At 45.8% G+C, this 20,790-nt stretch carries 19 protein-coding genes and 1 tRNA gene; 6 read left to right on the forward strand and 14 right to left on the reverse strand.

Features of this window, described 5'->3' with window-relative positions; translation table 11 throughout:
* Positions 1-45: 45 nt before the first annotated feature.
* Positions 46-369 (forward strand): hypothetical protein, encoded by a 324-nt coding sequence (locus UF05_RS17450; RefSeq protein WP_021452262.1) that lies wholly within the window; start codon positions 46-48, stop codon positions 367-369.
* A gap of 113 nt (positions 370-482) precedes the next feature.
* Here UF05_RS17450 and UF05_RS17455 read toward each other — a convergent pair whose 3' ends face one another.
* The 3 genes from UF05_RS17455 to UF05_RS17465 form a co-directional block, all read right to left on the reverse strand.
* Positions 483-1,160, reverse strand: coding sequence for a DedA family protein (locus UF05_RS17455; protein WP_025631141.1), 678 nt, complete (start codon positions 1,158-1,160; stop codon positions 483-485).
* Between the two features lie 50 nt (positions 1,161-1,210).
* Entirely contained in the window at positions 1,211-1,627 is a 417-nt protein-coding gene (locus UF05_RS17460; RefSeq protein ID WP_005477338.1) for a hypothetical protein, read from the reverse strand.
* Between the two features lie 110 nt (positions 1,628-1,737).
* Positions 1,738-2,256 carry a DUF4136 domain-containing protein gene (locus tag UF05_RS17465; RefSeq protein WP_005463686.1) on the reverse strand — a complete coding sequence of 173 codons (519 nt, stop codon included), beginning with the start codon at positions 2,254-2,256 and terminating at the stop codon, positions 1,738-1,740.
* Between the two features lie 314 nt (positions 2,257-2,570).
* On the opposite strand from UF05_RS17465, the gene UF05_RS17470 reads away from it, so the two are divergent.
* Positions 2,571-2,645: transfer RNA gene (locus tag UF05_RS17470), tRNA-Gly, on the forward strand.
* Between the two features lie 30 nt (positions 2,646-2,675).
* Here UF05_RS17470 and UF05_RS17475 read toward each other — a convergent pair.
* The 6 genes from UF05_RS17475 to UF05_RS26680 all read right to left on the reverse strand — a co-directional run bounded on the left by UF05_RS17475 (position 2,676) and on the right by UF05_RS26680 (position 8,913).
* Positions 2,676-3,533 (reverse strand): sterol desaturase family protein, encoded by an 858-nt coding sequence (locus UF05_RS17475; protein WP_045545468.1) that lies wholly within the window; start codon positions 3,531-3,533, stop codon positions 2,676-2,678.
* An 8-nt stretch (positions 3,534-3,541) separates the two neighbouring features.
* The gene (locus tag UF05_RS17480) at positions 3,542-4,552 is read right to left on the reverse strand and encodes a DUF2804 domain-containing protein (protein WP_045545424.1); all 1,011 of its coding nucleotides are present in this window, start codon (positions 4,550-4,552) and stop codon (positions 3,542-3,544) included.
* Between the two features lie 179 nt (positions 4,553-4,731).
* The gene (locus tag UF05_RS17485) at positions 4,732-5,205 is read right to left on the reverse strand and encodes an OsmC family protein (RefSeq protein ID WP_045545425.1); all 474 of its coding nucleotides are present in this window, start codon (positions 5,203-5,205) and stop codon (positions 4,732-4,734) included.
* Between the two features lie 89 nt (positions 5,206-5,294).
* Positions 5,295-7,652, reverse strand: coding sequence for an ATP-binding protein (locus UF05_RS17490; protein WP_045545426.1), 2,358 nt, complete (start codon positions 7,650-7,652; stop codon positions 5,295-5,297).
* Positions 7,645-8,607: a cytochrome-c peroxidase gene (locus UF05_RS17495; RefSeq protein ID WP_045545427.1), complete on the reverse strand. Its 963-nt coding sequence runs from the start codon at positions 8,605-8,607 to the stop codon at positions 7,645-7,647. Before UF05_RS17495 ends, UF05_RS17490 begins: the two co-directional genes overlap by 8 nt.
* A gap of 183 nt (positions 8,608-8,790) precedes the next feature.
* Positions 8,791-8,913, reverse strand: coding sequence for a hypothetical protein (locus UF05_RS26680; protein ID WP_017447435.1), 123 nt, complete (start codon positions 8,911-8,913; stop codon positions 8,791-8,793).
* Positions 8,914-9,232: 319 nt separating this feature from the next.
* Between UF05_RS26680 and UF05_RS17505 the strand changes: the two genes are divergently transcribed.
* The 3 genes from UF05_RS17505 (at position 9,233) to UF05_RS17515 (ending at position 14,330) form a co-directional block, all read left to right on the forward strand.
* Positions 9,233-11,956: a bifunctional diguanylate cyclase/phosphodiesterase gene (locus UF05_RS17505; protein ID WP_031817649.1), complete on the forward strand. Its 2,724-nt coding sequence runs from the start codon at positions 9,233-9,235 to the stop codon at positions 11,954-11,956.
* Positions 11,957-12,155: 199 nt separating this feature from the next.
* Entirely contained in the window at positions 12,156-13,535 is a 1,380-nt protein-coding gene (locus UF05_RS17510; RefSeq protein ID WP_045545428.1) for an NfeD family protein, read from the forward strand.
* A gap of 9 nt (positions 13,536-13,544) precedes the next feature.
* On the forward strand, positions 13,545-14,330 hold the full coding sequence (locus UF05_RS17515; RefSeq protein ID WP_005463674.1) for a slipin family protein: 786 nt from the start codon (positions 13,545-13,547) through the stop codon (positions 14,328-14,330).
* A 127-nt stretch (positions 14,331-14,457) separates the two neighbouring features.
* On the opposite strand, the gene UF05_RS17520 is transcribed toward UF05_RS17515, so the two are convergent.
* Positions 14,458-14,886, reverse strand: a complete 429-nt coding sequence (locus UF05_RS17520; RefSeq protein WP_045545429.1) for a globin — start codon at positions 14,884-14,886, stop codon at positions 14,458-14,460.
* Positions 14,887-15,200: 314 nt separating this feature from the next.
* Here UF05_RS17520 and UF05_RS17525 point away from each other — a divergent pair, with 314 nt between their 5' ends.
* Positions 15,201-15,857: an NAD(P)H-dependent oxidoreductase gene (locus UF05_RS17525; RefSeq protein ID WP_005499154.1), complete on the forward strand. Its 657-nt coding sequence runs from the start codon at positions 15,201-15,203 to the stop codon at positions 15,855-15,857.
* A gap of 114 nt (positions 15,858-15,971) precedes the next feature.
* Here the strand turns inward: UF05_RS17525 and choV are convergent, their stop codons facing one another.
* The 4 genes from choV to betA are packed head-to-tail and all read right to left on the reverse strand — an operon-like array spanning position 15,972 to position 20,788.
* Complete coding sequence (gene choV / locus UF05_RS17530) at positions 15,972-17,156, reverse strand: choline ABC transporter ATP-binding protein (RefSeq protein ID WP_045545430.1); 1,185 nt, start codon at positions 17,154-17,156, stop codon at positions 15,972-15,974.
* A gap of 2 nt (positions 17,157-17,158) precedes the next feature.
* Positions 17,159-18,001, reverse strand: a complete 843-nt coding sequence (choW, locus tag UF05_RS17535) for a choline ABC transporter permease subunit (protein ID WP_005487988.1) — start codon at positions 17,999-18,001, stop codon at positions 17,159-17,161.
* Positions 18,002-18,055: 54 nt separating this feature from the next.
* A complete protein-coding gene (locus UF05_RS17540) occupies positions 18,056-18,994 on the reverse strand; it encodes a choline ABC transporter substrate-binding protein (RefSeq protein ID WP_045545431.1) in 939 nt (312 codons plus the stop codon).
* A 48-nt stretch (positions 18,995-19,042) separates the two neighbouring features.
* Positions 19,043-20,788, reverse strand: a complete 1,746-nt coding sequence (gene betA / locus UF05_RS17545; RefSeq protein ID WP_045545432.1) for a choline dehydrogenase — start codon at positions 20,786-20,788, stop codon at positions 19,043-19,045.
* Positions 20,789-20,790: the final 2 nt, after the last annotated feature.

Raw genomic sequence — 20,790 nt, forward strand, 5'->3', positions numbered from 1 at the left:
GCATGGATGTCCTCAAATTTATCTGATCTGATTCGAGGTCTATTTATGAAAAAATTCACAGCAGCAGCGTTAACGGCCCTACTTTTCACTGCAGTACCAACATTTGCAAATACAGACACAAACGCGGACAAAATGACAAACGAAACGCTATTGGAATGCGCAAATGCTTCCAATGCTCGTAACGCGATACCAGAGCACCGAGCCGTTTTTCGTCACTACTTAATGTCTGAACGTGGTTACAGCTTTAGCCAACTCTCTTCCACCGAAACCGAGTTTAAAGCACAAGACAACAACGATTCTGAGATAGAACAGTTCTATCAAACACAGTGTAAAGATGTTGGTGAGCAGCTCTACCGCGTGGGCTACTGACACCAGCGAGAATGAAGAACTCGGTAAAGGGTTAACCGTTCCAAAAACAAAAGGCGCATTCTCTGCGCCTTTTGCTTACATCAATATCCTAGTTACACATGAGTGAACCATTGTTAAGAGAGCTGAGACGCCGCCTTAGATTTAAACCGCGCTTTGCGCACCTTGAGAATTACAAAACTCATCACAGCAATAGTAAGAGTAATCACTGGCGCAGCCATTAACCCCATCGTCACCATCTTGCTGATATTCTCCGGAAGTAAAGGCAGGAGCATGCCAAAGCCGCACAGTAACAACGTCCACAATATGGCGCTCAGCCATGCAAAGTAATGGAACTTTGACACGCGTTTCACACGTAATCCCATCATCAATGGCAAAAGCGAACGCACCACCGGAATGAAACGAGCGCAAAACAATGCAATTAAGCCATGTTTACCCAAAAGAACATCGACTTGTTCGAGTCTTTTCTGTGGAACAGCATTCACCCAGCCTTGAACTTTAGGTAGGCGGTTTAGCCATTTTCCTTGCAAGTATGCCGCCCAACTTCCTAAGCCCGCACTCACAATAATCACCAACATGATGGCAATAGGATCAAGCACGCCCACCGCCGCAAGTGTGCCAGACAACACCACCACACTATCGCATGGAAATGGCGCAGCAGGAATAAAACCACTTTCCAAAAAGATTAATGTCGCCACGACAATATAAATAACCCCTGCACTTCCTGGTGCCATAAGTGCAGAAAAGTCTTGATGCCAAAAGGCAAGCAAGACGCCCATCATTAAATCAAACATAAAAAGAGCTCCTAAACATCACTAAATAACAACAAGGTAGATGCTTAGGACTATCGAGCGTGAATAAACCTATAGATAAGATTAGAGCCTAACCCATCTCCAATTTGATATTTTGAATGAGAGAAGTCTTTCGCAAGACCAAGAAAAGCCGTCAGACCCGCGTTCAAATATGGCGTTTCTGATAAAGCGCGGTTCCAATGAGGAGCCAACGTTTCGAACCAACCAATATCGAGCTCATCAAGCTCTGATTTTGAATCATGAACTCGCAGTGCATTGCGATTTAACAGGCTAGCAAACGAATGAAAAGGTGGTGCTAGTGGCGTTTCGGAAACTTGTGCGTCTTCATCATAAAACACACTGCCGACGGTGTAGTGGTGAACAGTTTCAGGCGACGTTGACTCTTGGCCGACAGAAACCGCCAATAAGCTCAGAAATAGCCCGAAAAAGCTAATAAGAAGAGCACGCACAACGTTCACCTACATCACAGTAATACGTACTTTTAACTCTGAGGGCGAGAATTTGCAATCGAAATTCTCGCCTCGTGGTTTTAGCCACTTAGTTTGATATAACTGAGGACTTAGTTCTTGCCGTATGGGTAGTTTTCGAACATTTTCGCCACTTCTTCTGTGATCAAATTTTCCCTTTTCTCAGTACTCATTGATTCGGTTAACTTGCGGCTTGAAACGCCTTTCCACACAACTTGGTTCGCCTTACTATCCACCAGCTCTACCACTAACTTCCCGTATTTGCGTTCTTTATATCGTTCAGGGCTTGATGTAATCACACCAAAGCTGTTCCATCCATAACCGACGCTAAAAGAAGAACCAGACGATACCAACTCCGACTCCTCAACGATATCGTGATGAACGTATAAATCACCCCCACTTGCAACTCGAGAAAGCCCTTTCGATTCCAGTTGAGCAGCCAAACCTTGCTCTATACGGCGTCCATCGATACTTGCTGGAGCATCATTTTGAGTACCAAAATCAAACGTTTTGTAAGAAGCGAAGTCCGCTTGTTTATCCACGTCTGTTGTTACTGTCGTACAAGCGGCCATCAAAAGCGCCATTGCCCCAATTGTTACTGTTTTCCACATACGCGCTCTCCTCGTTTTTTTACTTATACGGCTGACAATAAAGTTGTGTCATTTCAATATTGAGTCTTGACCATGAATGATAAGTGTTCAATGTCAGGTGATGATTAAACCATCAAATGGATTGACGATTAATGAGCCAGCTCTGTCACATAACGGTGTCATTTTCGTCGAGCATCATCAGGAAGCCATTTACGCTCATCGAAAGCGTATTTTTTCACCAAGAAGACAGTTTTTTATACAACTAACAAGCGACTGATGAAAAAAGACTTTTCTTTTGAAATCAATGTGGCATATTAGCTGAGTCCTATCGATGCGCGGGCATCGTATAATGGCTATTACCTCAGCCTTCCAAGCTGATGATGCGGGTTCGATTCCCGCTGCCCGCTCCAATATCTACTCACAAGAAATTCTTTTCTAAGTTACTCAGTTGAATCCGAAGGCGGAGCAAACAAACAGCGCCAACGTTGTTGCCACGTTAAATTTGGTCGACGTACCTCGTTGAACATATCTTTCCATTCTGCAAACGTCACCTTGATTGGGTTGAAGCTGTTTACCGGTTTAGAAATGCCATAACGAACCGTTTCTATTTCTGGTTCAAAAGTGCCAAACATTCGATCCCAGATAATCAAAACACCTGCGTAATTTTTATCAATATATTGACGATTGATTCCGTGATGCACTCGGTGGTGAGACGGCGTGTTGAATACCCACTCCAGTGGGCCAAGTGAACTAATCGACTGCGTGTGCACAAAGAACTGCAAACCTAGATTCAACAACACCACGAATACAACCCATTTAGGGTCAAAGCCAATAATGACCAAAGGTAGCCAGAACAGCCACATCCCCGCCAATGGGTACATCAAGCTTTGGCGAAACGCCGTACTAAAATTCATTCTTTCTGAACTGTGATGCACCACATGTGCCGCCCACATCCAACGAATACGATGGCTAGCACGGTGGAACCAGTAATAGAAAAAGTCTTGCAGCAACATAAGAAGCAAGAAGGTCGATACACTCATTTCGATATCAAATAATCGCCAATCAAACATCCACAAGTAGAAGTGCGCAATCAGCAGCCCCGTTAAAATATCAGCAGCTTGATGTAATCCCGCCAACACAAAGTTACACGCCACTTCCGGCAAATAATATTGTGCGCTGTCAGGCAGTTTACCTCGACGCTGTCCCAAACCGTATTCCGCGGCGATGCAGAGAAAAAAGATAGGGGCCAAAGCCATAAGCAAGAGCTCCGGTCGTTCCATGATTTGTGACCAATCCATTGTCTTATCTACCATTTTGCGTAGTGATCTTCCGTTAAACCCACAACACCGTCTAGTTCGTGCTTACTGCCATTGCCATCCACAACAAACCCTGAAAAGTGGCCGATATATTGACGAAAGTTACTTTTCAAAAACCAGAAGTTCTTTTTCTCAGAACGTTGATTGATAGGCTCAAACACTAAGTCTACGCAACCATCTTCGGAGGTGATGCGCCAATCAGTACGTGGATTCTGACGTGAAAATTGAAACTGCACCGGATTAAGCAAATGCCTTTCACCATCCACCCACAGTACATTTTCACAAAACCCGGTTTCGTTTACGCCAGCGGCGAGGTTGAGACCCAAGCTTTTGTCGCCATCTTTATGGTTGATACTCGCCCAGCGCCAGCTCGTTTCCCTTCGCATGTAACCCGCCGAGAAATCATAACCCGCAGCAACCTGTGACAGGTCTTGCTCTTCACCCAGAATAAATAGATTCCCTGTTACCGTCAGCGCGTTGTGTTTTTGTGTATACGTCCATCCGGAGTAACCCGTTGGCGTAGAGAGCATAAGAGGCAAACTTTGTGGCTGTGGATGCAGTGTAATGTTGGCGTTAACGGAAGGCGTCACAAACTGAACATGCCACTGCCCCTCCTCAATAGAGAACTGAATTGTATTGTTCGCGAGATGTGCTTTGCTCAACCAGCTCGATGGCTGAGTCTGATAACCAAGCCGACAAGGTTTAAGCCATTGCTGCTCGGTGAGTGCATTGCGCTTAATATCGAACAAATAACAAAATCCGGAGGCCAAATAGCGAATATCGGCAATAGCAATCCCGACGACATAGTCAGGGGTCACGAGAGACACGAACTGGAACTGCTTATAATCGAAATGTTTTCGCCACTTCGATACAGGATTGTCCATCTCATTGAGATATTGAAATGACTCTAAATCGAGTGATCTTGGAATCGCCGACAAGTGCCCAAAAACCGGCATACCATCTTGCTGAATAAACGAGTCCAAAGGCTTAATTACATCCATGATTCTGACTTTACTAATCACACATGGCACAATGTTAACATTAAGTTAACAACAAACGAGTTGCGCGACTGCACAACAATCACGCATTTAAGGCAGGCAACGAAGCAATAGTGTGAAACAGATCACTCATATCTCATTACTATCATTGCGATTTAGAGTTTTAGCTTAGCTATAGAGCATTAATCAGAATGAAGAATATTGGTCACGATCTCCGTTTTCACCGAATTCGCGATAAAACAGTTTTCATGCGCCATGTGATGCATTTTTTCCAATTGCTCATAGCTTGGCTGCTTATCACCAGAAAATACAACTTTCGGATTTAACACCACTCTCGAAACCCACTCTTTTCCATTTTCACCAACGGTCAACGCCCCTTCAGCTGCATCAACATAAGAGTCAATCACATAACGACGCTTTGCTGCAATCGAAAGGAAAACCAACATATGGCAACTAGAAAGTGCCGCAACAAACGCCTCTTCGGGATCGACGTTTTCTTCTACCGACAGCGGCAACGGAACAACATGAGGAGATGGCGAAGCAGGAACTAACAAACCGCCATCAAAGCGCCAAGTGTGCGCTCGACTGTATTGATTATCGCTAAATATTTCATTGACCTGGCGTTGCCACGTTATTAATGCCGTGTGCTTACTCATACTCATTCCCTGATTGTTGAGTGGTGTAGTAAATCACAGCTCAATACGGAAAGAAAACAGACACTAAGTGAAATGAGAGAACAGCCACTTCAAAGCACCTGCTCTGAGTTTTGTTGCGCTTTTACTAACTCATCTCTCAAACGGTGTCCTTGATGAATATTCACTTGGAGGCGATTGATCAACATCTGTAGCTGTTCAATCGCTGGCACTTGGTCCATTTTTAACTGTGTTTCGAGTTCCAGCGCTTGGCTAGCCAGTATCTTCAGCCCTAAATTCAACGCCATTCCCTTGGTCGTATGCATCGTCAATTTGAGAGAGTCGAAATCGCTCTGCATAAAGTTTTCAATCAGGTCATCAACCGCCAGTTCAAAATCGGTGATGATGCTGTTGAGCAGATCAAGTAACTCATTCGGATGTTCTTTGAGGTACGCCAACATTTCGGAGTTCGACAGTTCTTCTTCCGTCAGCCTCAAGTTTTCAATCGGCTTACGTTGCAGTTGCAATACATTGCTCGCTGGCGATACCTCTTCAGTTTGTTTCACTTTGAGCCTCGCACTGAATTGCTTCAAAGCGTCAGCAAAACTTTCCCTTTGTAGAGGCTTGGTTAGGACATGATCGGCACCTGCCGCGATAAAGTGGTCATGAGCCTCACGAAAGACATCCGCAGTATAGGCAAACAGCAACGTCTTTACCCTTAGCTTTTCGCGAATAAAACGAGTCGCTTCGACACCATTCATCTCTGGCATGTGATTATCCATCAAGATAAGGTCATAATCGTTGTCGCGTGCCTTTTCTACGGCAACCAGCCCGTTTTCTGCGACATCTACTGTGTGCCCTAACTTTTCGCAAAAGCCTTTCGCTACCAAAGCATTTACGCGGTTATCTTCTGCCAACAAAATGCGCAAGTTCTGAGTGCTTCGGGTTTGAACTGGCGTATGCTGCGGGCTCGGTTTTTCGCTTTCATTCCATGGTATCGGCAAAGTGACAATAAACTGCGTGCCGACCCCTTCTACGCTCTTTAAGGTAATAGAACCACCCATAAGTTCAGTGAGCTTTTTAACGATGGCCAACCCTAAACCCGTTCCTCCAAACCTTCTTGTAGTTGAAGAATCTGCTTGCTCGAAGGAGTTAAATACTCGCCCTTGTTTATCGGGCGCGATACCGATCCCTGTATCACTGACGATGATCAACAGATGTTTGTCTTCACTATTTAACTCGGTACGAATCAGTACGTGCCCTTCATTGGTAAACTTCACGGCGTTACCCGCCAAATTAAACAGAATTTGGCGAAGTCGAGCACAATCGCCTGTGAACTCGGTGTTGTTCGGAACGTCGTTCTCAACAATCAGCTCAATGCTTTTTTCATCAATTAACGGTTGTATGGCGCTGCAAACCGGAGTTAATACTTGCTCAAGATGAAACGGGGCTTTTTCCAGTTCTAGCTTATTTTCCTCAACTTTAGAAAAGTCCAAGATGTCGTTGAGGATAGTCATTAAATGCTGCCCTGAATCCAGAATCACCTTAATATGCTCTTTAGTGACAGGCTCTTTGGTTTCCTCTGCAATCAACTGAGAAATCCCGAGCACACCATTCATTGGCGTTCTTAATTCGTGACTCATTGCAGCAAGAAAGCTGGATTTAGCCTTCGCGGCTCGCTCTGCTTTGTCCGTCTCGGCTTCCAACTCCGAGTTAAGCTGCTTCAAGTTGTGCATTCGGTATTGCAGTTGATACAAGAACGACCCGACTAACAACATCACTGCGACAAACACAAACAGCCAAGTGAAGCGCGCCTCATTTTGGGCGAGATCAAGAAGTGAGTGCTCGGCCTCTTCCACAAACACAAAGTAATTGTGATCCAGTAGCTCATTGGTCAACAGCTCGATTTTTTTATCGCTTTCATGTAAGCGCCCCAAAAAGTTCGCGCCACTTTCGCTTTGCTCCCCACTTTGATTCACTAAGTCGCGGCTAAAAAACTCGACGTAATGTTTATCTAATTGCGTTTCACCAATGTGCGTCGAAAACTCCTCTTCATAGATGTCCAACAGCATCAGCAAGGCATATTGATTTTCGACTTGTACCCCAATCAACATGTCTAATTGCGAAGTGGTTTGAATAACCCGTTGCTCAAACTTGGCTAACGTCTGTTGTATTTTCTGGCGGTTGGGCGAGATGGGAAACCAAACGGCATTATCGAAGGTATCAGCCAATTTTTCCGCTTCAACTTCAATATCAACCAACGATTTAGTGAGCTCGAAGTTCTTTCTTTCCTTGATGGCATACTGATTCACAATCACATCGCGTTCTTCAATCAGCTGATGGCCGACCTCAGAAAGCGCACTATGAAGTTGTTGCGTACTCTTGGAGTTAATGTGAGCCATGTAGGCAAAGGTGCACGCCACCAGCATCGCAATAAATAAGCATGAATTGACCAACCTAAACTTATTCATTTTCCAGCATCTCTAAAATTACTGGCCTTGGGGCGCTGAGTGACGTCAAGAACGCTTCGATGTCTTCGATATTGCTATCACTCATCGTAATACCAAGCTGCGTTTGTGCCATGATTTGAATGGCCTCAGCAAGGGTGGTCACTTGCCCGTTATGAAAATACGGCCCCGTTAATGCGACGTTTCTTAAGCTGGCAACACGGAAATAATACCCCTCATCCCCTTCCGTTGTGAGTAAATGGCGACCTGTGTCTTTCTGCACGGGTTTATGCTCAAAGTAAGCGAAGCGTTGAATCATCGCGCCGCCAACATTTTTCCCTTGATGACATTGTACGCAACCAGCTTTCTGGAAGGTTTTCCAACCTCGTTTCGCTTTCTCATTCAAAACATGCGTGTAACCCAATAAGTAGGCATCAAACGGCGCGCCTGGAGTTTCAAGCCCTTTCACAAACTCAACAATGGACGCTTTGATGTTGTCGATAGAAATTGGCAGGTTTCCAGCGCGTTTAAACAGCGCTTGATACTGCTCGTTGTTTTGAACGTAGCTTTCAATCTTCGGCCAGTTGGAATCCATTTCTAACGGGTCGTGAATTGGGCCATCCATTTGAGAGACTAACGTATTCGACGAGCCATCCCATAACAGTCGGTAATTCAGTGACGCATTAAAAACCGTGATCGCGTTTCGTATTCCTGCCCCTTTTACACCTGCTGCTACGGCTGTGTTTTGCGCGCCATTCGTTTGTAGATTGTGGCAACTTTCACAACTGACTTTACCATTCGATGACAAGTTGGGATCTCTAAATAAATGCCAACCAATACGCGCTAACTTAACGTCGACGACCGGATCGCCCTCGATAGGCAAAACAAGCTCGACTTCTGCTTTTGCAACACTGACGGATGATGCGGTACAAACGAATAGCACGGCGGCACCCCATTTGATAGCTGTACTCAGCCTCATAACTTGAACTTCCTAGAACGCCCTAATTATGAACCTAGTTGCAAATGCGATTTTTTGCCATTTTCAGGTGAGAGTAAAAGGTATGATTTTGTTTCGTATAAAGCTCAAGAGGGAGAGAGATAAAAACAGACAGAGCGAGTCCAATAGAATTCGAACTCGCGTCAGGAAGGCAATAGAGCGTGGCTAGTTGATGAAGGCAAGCAGGCGATAAAACCAAGTGACTTCACCGTAAGCAATCAAATCAAAGATGGTGAAGAAGATGACACAGATGATGGCCAATTTGACCAAGCGTTGAACTATAAACATCACAATTTCCTGTTGTTTTTTCGCAGTTTACTACGTCAACAGGCGAATGAAAAACGGATGCTTGTATCAAGGCGTGTTAAACAATCAACAAAATTTTTTGCAAAAAATGACGTGCTAGAAGCGCTGTTATCTAAGCGATTGTACTATCTACTTTTTTATTAATTTACTGCTCGCTTTGCTTAAAAAGCAATCGGTTAACTCACTATATAACCTAGATAAGCTAGCGAAAATGGATGTCGACAAGTTGGACGAGCATCAACTATTTCAAATATGATATGTCGTACACTTTTTTAAAACTAATACTTATAACTATTTTTTAATGCAAACACCTCGCTTGTTTAACTTAAATCTTCGCTACAAGACTGCCTTGTATTTCTCGCTCGGTCTGCTCGGGATGATAATTAGTTTCCTTTTTATCAGCCGATACTTTTTCCTTTACAGCTTAGATGAGTTGGAAAACATGGAAATTGACCACTCAAGTCAGCAAGCTATCGCCGTAATTGACATGATGGTGACTCAGCAAGAAGGAAGTTCCTATGATTGGGCTTACTGGGATGAGACCTATGACCTTTTCGCACACCGTGACATCGCAGGTTACAGCGAACGCAACTTATATGTCGAAACCCTTGATGCGCTGAACCTCGATTTGATGTCGTTTATCACACTGGATGGTCAGTCCTTAGTGTCATTGAGTCGTGAAAGCACACCAGAGTCTTCATCCTCACTAAACAATAAAGTCGTGTCCGTGCCACTCCTCCAACAGCATATTTTGGCGATGAACAGTAAGCTTGATGTTCACCGCGAAAGTTTGGCGGGCATATTTAAGATCAATGACAACATTTGGGGGTTGAGCTTAGCGCCGGTTCGCAACAGCGAAGGAGATCGTCCTTCGAACGGCTGGATGCTGTGGGGACGCAATCTGTCTGAGCGTTTCCCTGGCGACTTTAAAGCGATGATGTCTGCCAGCAATACGCTCGTGACCAAGTCGTTTAATCCTGTCGATCATGCAAAAACTAAAAGCATCGATAAAACCTCAGAGTCCATCATCAAATGGACCCCAATCAGCGATCTCGCGGGTGAGCCGATTGCGTGGTTGAAAACACAAACCAAACGTGAACACTATTCAAAAGGTAATACGCTCTTTATTTACCTCTTTGCGACGGTTGGGGTGGTAGCGTCAGTCATTGCTACCAGCACGTTTTTCATCTTCAAAAGAAAGGTGGCAACACGCTTTAGCCACTTTGCAGAAGGCATTAACGAAATCGCCTCCCAATATCAGCTTGAAGGTTTGCAGTCCGTAAAGTTCGATGAGTTAGAACTCGCGACAAAGCTTGTGCAAAAGCTCTCTGAAAACACGTCTATGACTCAGTTACAGCTGAAAGACTCCATGGAGAAATTCGGCGCACTTTACCACAGCTCATCGTTGGGCATGCTGATCGTTATTGAACGTGAAATCGTCGACGCCAACCATCGAGCGCTTGAACTACTGAGTTATAAAAAGTCCGAGCTTCTTGAGCAGTCATTAGACACGCTCTGCCCTACGACTGCTGATGAGTGTCGTGTTGATGCAATGTATCGAGAGCTTCAACATGGCCGCAATCAGTTTGAAGCACAGATGCTAGACAGCCACGGCGAAACCATCGATTGTTTAATAGAAGCAACACTGATTCAGCACAACGGGCACACCGCCTTGATGCTGCTGTTGCAAGATTTGAGTGAAAACAAACAACAAGCAGAGATGATTCAAAAGCTGACCGATTTTGATCCTGTGTCTGGCTTTTGTAATCGCCCGGTAATCTTAGGCGCACTTGAAGAGTTGGTGAAACACCAACCGAATCACTTCTCGTTCATCTACATCACTAGTAAGAGCCTCAAGCAAATCGCTGAAGTGTACGGACACCTGATCTTTGATGAGGCGATCCAGTACATCTCGACTTTGTTGCGCGACCATTTGGGCACTCACCAAATTGGTCGGATTAGTGAGCATGAGTTCATCGTCATTCTTCCCAATGCAAGCGGTCACAGCGACGCATTGGAAGCGGCAAACCGACTGTTAAATCAGCTCTCTTACAAAATCGAACTCTCTGGGATTATGTTGTCGCTCGACAGCAAAGCCGTGATGGTTGACCCTAAAATCACCCACCAGTCCCTTGAGCACCTATTGCTTGTTGCTCGTTACTCAGCGCAGTCAATGAGCGGGCGTCACATGCATGAAGTGTTGGTTGCTGATGGTGAATTATCTGAGCAGGCAGAAACGTCGATGATCATCCATCGCGACTTAGAAGTAGCAATTCGACAAGACAACATCATTCCTTATTTTCAACCAATCGTGAACGCGAAATCAGGTGAAATCATTGGCTTTGAAGCATTGGCTCGATGGCCGCATCCAACGCTCGGCATTATCTCGCCGTTGATCTTTATTCCGCTTGCAGAGCAAGGGAAACTGATTGTAGAGCTTGGAGAGTCCATCCTCAATCAGTCTTGCGATTTTATCGGAAAACTGAACACAAAGAGACACAGCCAAGGCTTGCCGCCACTAACGGTGCACGTCAACCTGAGTGCGCAGCATTTCTACCATTCACGGCTGATTTCATTCCTGCAATCCATGATTGAAGAGCACAACATCTCTGCTGGTCATTTGGTGCTAGAAATCACCGAAAGTATGCTGATGGGCGGCGAAACGGAATCCATCCACTGCATCAACGAAATCAAACAACTGGGCGTACAACTGGCGTTGGACGATTTCGGTACAGGCTACGCGTCATTTAGCAGCGTGTGCAACTTCCCGCTAGACATCGTCAAACTCGACAAATCGTACGTGGATGAAATTGAAACCAACGACCGAGCCAAAACGCTCGTGCGAAACATCGCCAATATGTCGCAAGAGTTGGGATTAACCATCGTTGCAGAAGGCGTCGAGACGGCCAGCCAAGTCCGCAAACTAAAAGTGTGGAATATAGATGAGTTACAAGGTTTCTACTTCTATAAACCGATGACTCGAGAAGACGCATTCGCTCAGTTTTCTGGCTTGCCCCACTGTTAGTCTAGCTCCCCCTCCCAAGGCAAAGCGGCCTCTGTCGCTTTGCCTTTTTTGTTCCCCAATCTCTCTGCTTCTTGCCAAGTAAGACTCAGTATTGCATCGCACTGATGATCGAACACGGTTTCAACCCGATATAAATGTCTGCGTATATACTTTAAACAAGGTTTTAAATAAGTCCCTGTCACCGGACAAGGAGGACTGCATGAAACGGACATGGATATGGCTACTACCGCTGCTTCTATTTGCTGGCCAAACACTGGCAAATACGGTTTGGATTGTGCCCGTAAAAGGGGCAATTGGCCCAGCCAACAGTGACTACCTCACTAGGGAAATTGAACAAGCTCAAATCAACGGCGTGAGCCTAGTGATTCTCAAAATGGATACCCCTGGCGGGCTAGATAGCGCGATGAGAGACATTATTCACGCCATCACAACCTCGACCACACCGATTGCGACTTGGGTTGGGCCTTCAGGCTCTAGAGCCGCGAGCGCGGGCACTTACATTCTGCTTGCCAGCCACGTTGCGGCAATGGCAGAAGCGACCAACCTAGGCGCAGCAACACCTGTCGCCATAGGTGGTGCACCACAAGCGCCCTCTTCTGATGACGGCAAAGACAAAGAAGCCTCGGATGAAAACAAACCCAATGCAGAAAAGAGCGGCGATCAAGTTCCGGCTAAAACCGCCATGGAGAAAAAGGTCATCAATGACGCAAAAGCCTACATTAAAGGGCTCGCAAAATTACATGACCGCAATGCACAATGGGCAGAAAAAGCCGTCAGTGAAGCCGCCAGTTTAGACGCAGAAGAAGCCTTAGAACTCAATGTCATTGATGTCATCGCCAACTCGCCAGAAGAGTTGGTCACCGCGATAAACGGTAAATCCGTCAAGGTGAACAATCTCCTCGTGACATTGTCACTCGACAATCCCATTTGGGTTGAAAGAACACCGGACTGGCGCGCAGAAATGCTTGCGGTGATCACCAATCCTAATGTCGCCTACATTCTAATGCTCATCGGCATTTACGGCCTATTACTCGAGTTTTATAACCCCGGAGTGGGTTTACCCGGTGTGCTTGGCGGCATCTGCTTACTGCTTGCGATGTACGCACTGCAAATGATGCCCGTCAACTACGCAGGTTTAGGACTGCTGCTACTCGGTATCGCGCTCATGATTGCCGAAGCCTTTAGCCCAAGCTTTGGCATTTTAGGCTTGGGCGGCGTAGTAGCATTTGTGCTTGGTTCAATATTCCTGATGGACAGCGAGCTCCCGGGCTTCCAAATTGCCCTACCGTTGATTTTCGGTATCGCCATTTTCTCTATCGCGTTGATTCTTCTCACTATTGGTTTCTTACTCAGGATTCGAGGAAAAGGCGTCACCACAGGTTTAGAGACCTACCCCGGTAAACATGCCATTGTGAGTGACGACTTCATCGACGGACAAGGCCGCGTGCAGTTTGAAGGTGCATTTTGGCAAGCGAAGACCGAACAAGATCAAGAACTCAAACAAGGTGAATCGGTCACCATTGTTCATGTTAAAGGGCTAACCTTAACGGTGAAGCCCAATGACCGCCCTAAAGAATAGGAGGCGTTTATGATGCTCTACACTGTTGCTGTGATCGTGGTGCTGCTGTTCGCATTAGCGACACAAATGTTTAAGGTTCTGCGCGAGTACGAACGAGGCGTGGTGTTCTTTCTGGGGCGATTTCAAGAAGTAAAAGGCCCAGGCTTGATCATTTTGATTCCTTTCATCCAACAAATGGTGCGTGTTGATTTACGAACCATTGTGCTGGATGTACCAACACAAGATTTGATCACCAAAGATAACGTCTCTGTGCGCGTTAACGCGGTGGTGTATTTTCGTGTGGTTGACCCACAAATGGCAATCAACAATATTGAAAGTTACAGCGATGCCACCAGCCAGTTAGCACAAACGACGCTGCGCTCGGTGCTGGGCCAACACGAGTTGGATGAACTGCTATCCGAACGAGAACGACTCAACAAGGATTTACAGTCCATTCTCGATCAACAAACCGACGATTGGGGCATTAAAATCTCCACCGTCGAAGTCAAACACGTCGATTTGAACGACAGCATGGTTCGCGCGCTGGCTCGACAAGCCGAGGCGGAACGTAACCGCCGAGCGAAAGTGATTCACGCAACGGGTGAATTGGAAGCGTCGAACAAGCTGAAAGAAGCCGCAGAAATGCTAAACGAAGCGCCAAACGCGCTGCAATTACGCTATATGCAAACCTTAACCGAAATTACGACGGACAAAACCTCAACCATCATCTTCCCAATGCCAATTAATTTGGTCGAAGCGGTAACGGATATTGCCAACGCCGTTAAAAAGAATCAGGGGCAGGATAAAGAAGAATAACCACATTAATTTTCAAATAAGGGCGGAAGCGGCTTTGGTTTAACTTGAGCGGACTTAGTTTGGTCTCGTTGAGTTTGGTGTAAACAGTAAGGCCGCTTCTTCATATTAGATATCACAAACCTTTCGATCACTGACCCGTGTCGGATTTACTTGGCGGCGTACCACATTCGCGTTTCATGATTTCCAGACCCGATTTAAAACAAGCGCGCCATGCCTTTTCAACGTCGGAGTTGTACTCATAATCACACTCTTGTACTGTTTCCAATAAGCTTTCAAACCAAATATCAATGTCTTCGGGTTTGATACCAATGTTACCGATACCGTGCTTTTTGCCATACTTTTCCATCATTTTTCGCGCATCAGAAGACGTGTCTGTCATCATAAAAAAGACGATCGAACCTTTGAGCATACGAACTTGCTTTTGCATATCTACGCCTTCAAATTTCTGCCGAAAGCTCTTTCCTTTCGACCAAAACTTGGCATAAAACCGCTCGAAAAAGTGCTCACTGAGAATACAACGCTCGTAACTGTCGTTGAAAACCTCAATCACATTCATGACCACTCCAAACGAAAACCAGAGTACAACTCATATTTTATGAGTGTAATTTAATATCTCAAACAAGGGGCAAGCGAATATCTCAAAGCTTGTAATTTTGGCCAAGAAACAGCAAAGACCACGTTCTCTACGCAGAGTTTGAAACATCACTCCCAAGTTCTCTGTTCGATTTTCAACAAAAAGTTAAAAGTGATTTAAATAAAAGCCATCTTATCAATTGCTGGTTATTCGGTACTATGAACTCACTTTCGAGGTACGCGTGGTTGTCGAAGCTAAAAGCGGCCGATATAAAACTGAATAACGAGGATAAAAACGTGTCTCATCAAATCATTAAAGATCTAAACAGCCGCTACACAGCGAAAAAATACGACGCAGAAAAACGCATTTCTCAAGAAGATATGGCCATCATCAAAGAAGCCATTCGTCTGTCTGCATCGTCAATCAACTCGCAACCATGGAAATTCATCGTGATTGAAAGTGATGAAGCGAAACAACGCTTCCACAGCACATTCGCGAACAAACACCAATTTAACCAACCCCACGCAACCACGGCGTCGCACACGATCCTTCTTGCTTACGATCCTAAGTTCACAAAAGAGAAGTTTGCAAAACGCGTGGATGCCGAAGTCACTTCAGGTCACCTACCAGCAGATATGTACAACACCTTTATGGGCGCATACGCATTTGCCGAAGCTAACACCGATGAAAATGGCTTCAACGGTCATTGGACTAAGGCGCAAGTTTACATCGCGCTGGGTAACCTACTGCACACGTTAGCGCGCCTTGGTATTGACTCAACTCCGATGGAAGGCGTTGATCCTGAGCTGATTGGCGAAGAATTTAAAGACGAGTTGGAAGGCCACGTTTGTGAAGTTGCGCTGGCGATTGGTTACCACAAAGATGGTGAAGACTACAATCACGGCCTACCTAAAGCGCGTATGGCATTGGATGATGTTATCACCACGCTATAAAAGCTGATTGAAATCATCATTGTTGAATGAGCAAGCCGCACATTGGTGTGCGGCTTGTTTGTTTTGAGTGTAATTTGAGTTGAGTATCGCTTTCAGTTCAGACGTTTATATCGACTAAGCCACTTGCTCGGATTTAAAATTACCAAGCAGCGCGTCATACAACTCGTGATCACTCAACACACCAACCAACTTGTCATCTTCCACCAGCAACAGAGGCTGGTTACTGCGCTGCTTAAGCTCTATCGCTTCGCGCATGCTGATGTTCGGGCTAACCTGAACCAGAGAGTTAGATTCGACATCATCAAGGTTCGATGATTCGCTCACCCACTGAATCAGTGACTGTTCAGAGTCCGACAAACTCAGCCCTTTCGACTCTTGCGTCACCCAAATTTCTTTATCAGGACAAATAAGAACACGCTCTTTTTCACGTACCAGAGCATCACTCGACTTCATTAGAGAACGACCTTTAAGCACATTCAGAGGATTCGTATGTGCAACGAAGTCCGCCACATAATCGGTTTCTGGTGCCAGAATGATCTGCTCTGGCTTACCATGCTGAATGAGTTTACCCGACTCCATAATGGCAATGTTGTTACCAATTTTGAGTGCTTCATCGAGGTCGTGACTGACGAACAAAATGGTTTTATTGAGCTTTTCTTGCAGCAGAATCAGTTCATCTTGCAGCTGCGCTCGGATCAGTGGGTCAAGTGCTGAAAACGGTTCATCCATGAGAAGAATATCTGTGTCCATCGCAAATGCGCGCGCTAAGCCCACACGCTGCTGCATACCGCCAGAAAGCTCATGCGGAAACTTACTCTCCCATTCTGACAAGCCAACCATTTCTAACTGTTCACGTGCTTTTGCACGGCGCTCTGCTTTACCGATGCCTTGCATTTCCAGGCCAAAGGCAACGTTATCCAGTACGGTTAGCCAAGGCATCAGAGCAAACTTCTGAAACACCATCGACACTCGATGAGTACGTAGATGACGAAGCGTTTGCTCATTACAGTTAGCAAGCTCCACCATATTGTCGCCATCTTGAATTTTCAGCGAACCACGAGAAATCCCATTAAGTCCGTTCACGGTGCGAAGCAAGCTGGATTTGCCAGAACCCGACAACCCCATCAACACACAAATCTCACCGCGTTTGACCGTCAGAGAAACATTATCAACACCAACGACCTGACCGGTTTCGTCGATGATCTCCTGACGAGACTTACCTTGATCCAGCAAAGCCAAAGCTTGTGATTGCTGCTGACCAAACACTACATCAAGATTTTCAATAGTAATTGCGTCCATGATTAAGCCTCCTTCTGGTTTGGTGCTTTGCATAAGCGATCAAGAATGATGGCAACAAGAACAATCGCTAAACCAGCTTCAAAACCTTGCGAGATATTTACCGTGTTCAGTGCGCGTACAACCGGCTTACCTAAACCATCTGCACCTACTAGTGCGGCAATGACCACCATCGAAAGAGATAGCATAATACATTGAGTAACCCCCGCCATGATGCTAGGTAATGCCGCAGGTAACTCCACCTTAAACAGTAACTTCATACGGCTTGCACCAAATGCTTTACCCGCTTCCAGTAGTTCTTCTGGCACTTTGATGATGCCCAAATACGTCAATCGGATTGGTGCTGCAATGGCAAAAATGATGGTTGATATCAGTCCCGGTACAATGCCTAAACCAAAAAGAACCAATGTCGGGATCAAGTACACAAATGTCGGTACGGTTTGCATCAAATCCAAAATAGGTCGGAGTAACGTGTATAACCAAGGGCGATGCGCTGCCATGATCCCAAGTGGCACGCCAATTAATACGGAAATCGTTGTCGCTGCAAACACGAGAACAAAGGTTTCCAGCATTTCTTGCCAGTAGCCAAGGTTAAGAATTGCCAACAGAGCCAATACAATAAATACGACCAACGGGAGACTGCGGTGCAAAAACCACGCTAACGCAGCAGTCATAATGATAGGAGCGGCTGGCGGCATCCATTTAAAGATGTCCACCACAAACATAATGATGGTTTCTAGGGTAATAGAGATTGCATCGAAAAAGCCGGATGCATTGATGGTTAACCAATCGACGCCCGTTTCCATCCATTGGCCCAACGGTAGTTTGTTGTCCGTAATAAAATTCACAATAAAACCTTTGTGTTGATGATGTGGGCATCGCTGCCCACTAAGAAAAATCAATTAAACGTTGTCTTTAAGGTAACGAGCAATTGCCGACTGTGCGTCTTGACCATCGACGGTTTTCACGTCTTTCAGCCACGCTTCGATTTTGTCTGCGTTCGCGTTTAACCAAGCCTGTGCGGCTTTAGATGGTTTTTGCTTCTGGTTGAGAATCGCTTCCATCAGCTCGTTTTCCATTTCTAGGCTGAACTCTAGGTTTTTCACCAATTGGCCCACATTTGTGCACTCAGCAAGGTAGTTTTTGCGTACGTTCGTATAAACGTTCGCACCGCCGTAATTTGGGCCGAAGAAATCATCGCCACCCGATAGGTATTCCATTTCAACATTACTGTTCATTGGGTGCGGCGCCCAACCCAGGTAAACGATCCACTGATTGCGACGTACCGCACGTGATACTTGTGACACCATGCCCGCTTCGCTTGATTCAACCAGACTGAAGTCTTTTAAACCAAATGCGTTGCTGTCGATCATGGATTGAATCAGGCGGTTACCATCGTTACCTGGTTCAATGCCGTAAATGCGGTCTTTAAATTTGTCGGCATGTTTTTCCAGGTCAGCAAAGCTCTTCACACCTGCGTCATAAACGTATTTTGGTACGGCTAAGGTGTATTTCGCGCCGACAAGATTCGCTTTTACTGTTTCGACAGTGCCAGCATCTCGGTACTTAGCAATGTCACCTTCCATCGTTGGCATCCAGTTACCAAGGAAGATATCAATGTCGCCGTTCGCCATAGAAGAATAAGTTACTGGTACAGACAGCAGATCCGTCTTAGTTTTGTAACCCAAGCCTTTCAGTAGCTCTGTTGTCACAGCAGTGGTTGCGGTAATGTCTGTCCAGCCGACATCGGCAAACCGAACGGTTTCACATTGGTTTGCGTAAGCGCCGGTAGCTAAAGAACTTAACGCGATAGTCGATAGTATTTTCGTCATCTTAGACATGTTGAATTCCTTTTAATAATTTCTGACTTTATTCTCAGTTTTTAAAGATTAAGAGATCGATTCCAAGTCTCTTTTCGGTGGATGCATTCGCTGCATCTCTTGCCAGTTCGGTGCAATCCAAACCGGAGTGTTATTTGATTTTTCGAGCGTATTACCCAAAATCATGTCCGCAGCCCGTTCTGCAACCATGATGGTTGGCGCATTCAGGTTGCCATTTGGAATGGTTGGGAAAATCGACGAGTCCACAACACGCAAACCCTGGATGCCGCGCACCTGACACTGCTCATCCAGTACGGCTAGCGGATCATCGTCTGCACCCATTTTGCAGCTACATGAAGGATGATAAGCACTCTCAACATTTTGCTTAACCCACTCATCAATTTGCTCGTCGGTAGTGATATTGAGACCGGGCTGGATCTCATCGCCACGGAACTCATCCATCGCAGGTTGATTGAGAATTTCGCGCGTCAGACGAATACAGTCACGCCAGTCCTTTTTATCTTGCTCGGTCGAGATGTAGTTAAACTCAATCTTTGGCTTATCATTCGGGTTAGAAGAAACCACCTCTACAGTGCCACGGCTCTCTGGTTTATTAGGGCCGACGTGTACCTGGAAACCATGGCCATCAAAGGCCGCCTGACCGTCATAACGCATCGCAGCTGGTAAGAAGTGATATTGAATATTTGGCCACTTCAGCCCTTCACGCGAGCGAATAAACGCACACGATTCAAAATGGTTGGTTGCGCCTAGGCCTTTTCTAGTAAGAATCCACTCGGTACCGATTAGCCCTTTGCTCACCAAGCCTAGTTTACTGTTCAGTGTGATTGGCTGCTTACAGTGGTATTGGAAGTACACTTCCAGATGGTCTTGCAGGTTTTTACCTACCCCTTCCAACTGGTGTTTCAACTCGATGCCCGCTTTTTCCAGTACATCTTTAGGACCAATACCGGAAAGTTGGAGTAGCTGTACCGAGCCGATTGAGCCTGCACTAGAAATGACTTCATTTTTCGCGAAACACTGCTGAATTGAACCTGCTTTCTCAAATTCAACGCCGACCGCTTTCTTGCCTTGTTGTCCTGTCTCTTCAAGCCCTTTTTCTTCAAGCCTTGTTTCTTCAAGTAATACACGACGCACAGTCACTCGCTTCATGAGCGTGAAATTTTTGCGCTTTTTAGCACGGCTTAAGTATGCATTAGAGGTTGAAGCACGTACGCCTTTATCAACCGTCATGTGCATTGGACCGAAGCCTTCTTGCTGAAAACCGTTGTAATCGTCAGTTTCTGGATAGCCCGCCTCTTTACCAGCCTCAATAAAGGCTTCATACAACGGGTTCAGCTTCATGTCATTGCCGCTACATGTACCTAGCGGACCACTGTCACCGCGGTACTCATCAGCACCACCGATCCAAGATTCAGCTTTGCGGAAGTACGGTAAGCACGCTTGGTAATTCCAACCTTTAGCTCCCTCTTCTTCCCACTGGTCGAAGTCGCAAGCATGGCCACGTACGTAAACCATACCGTTGATAGAAGAGCTACCACCGAGAACTTTACCGCGAGGACAGTGCAATTGGCGTCCATCAAGACCATCTTCTTGTACGGTCTCAAACTGCCAAGCGTATTTTTCAGTGTTCATCGGGTACGAAAGTGCTGTCGGCATTTGGATGAAAATACTCTTATCCGTACCACCCGCTTCCAGCAATAATACTGAGTGCTGACCACTCTCACTCAAGCGATCCGCTAACACACAGCCGGCCGAACCCGCACCGACGATAATATAATCGTAGTGTTGTTTCATTT

The sequence above is a fragment of the Vibrio sp. S457-15 genome (genome assembly GCF_000960545.1).
GTDB lineage: Bacteria > Pseudomonadota > Gammaproteobacteria > Enterobacterales > Vibrionaceae > Vibrio > Vibrio parahaemolyticus.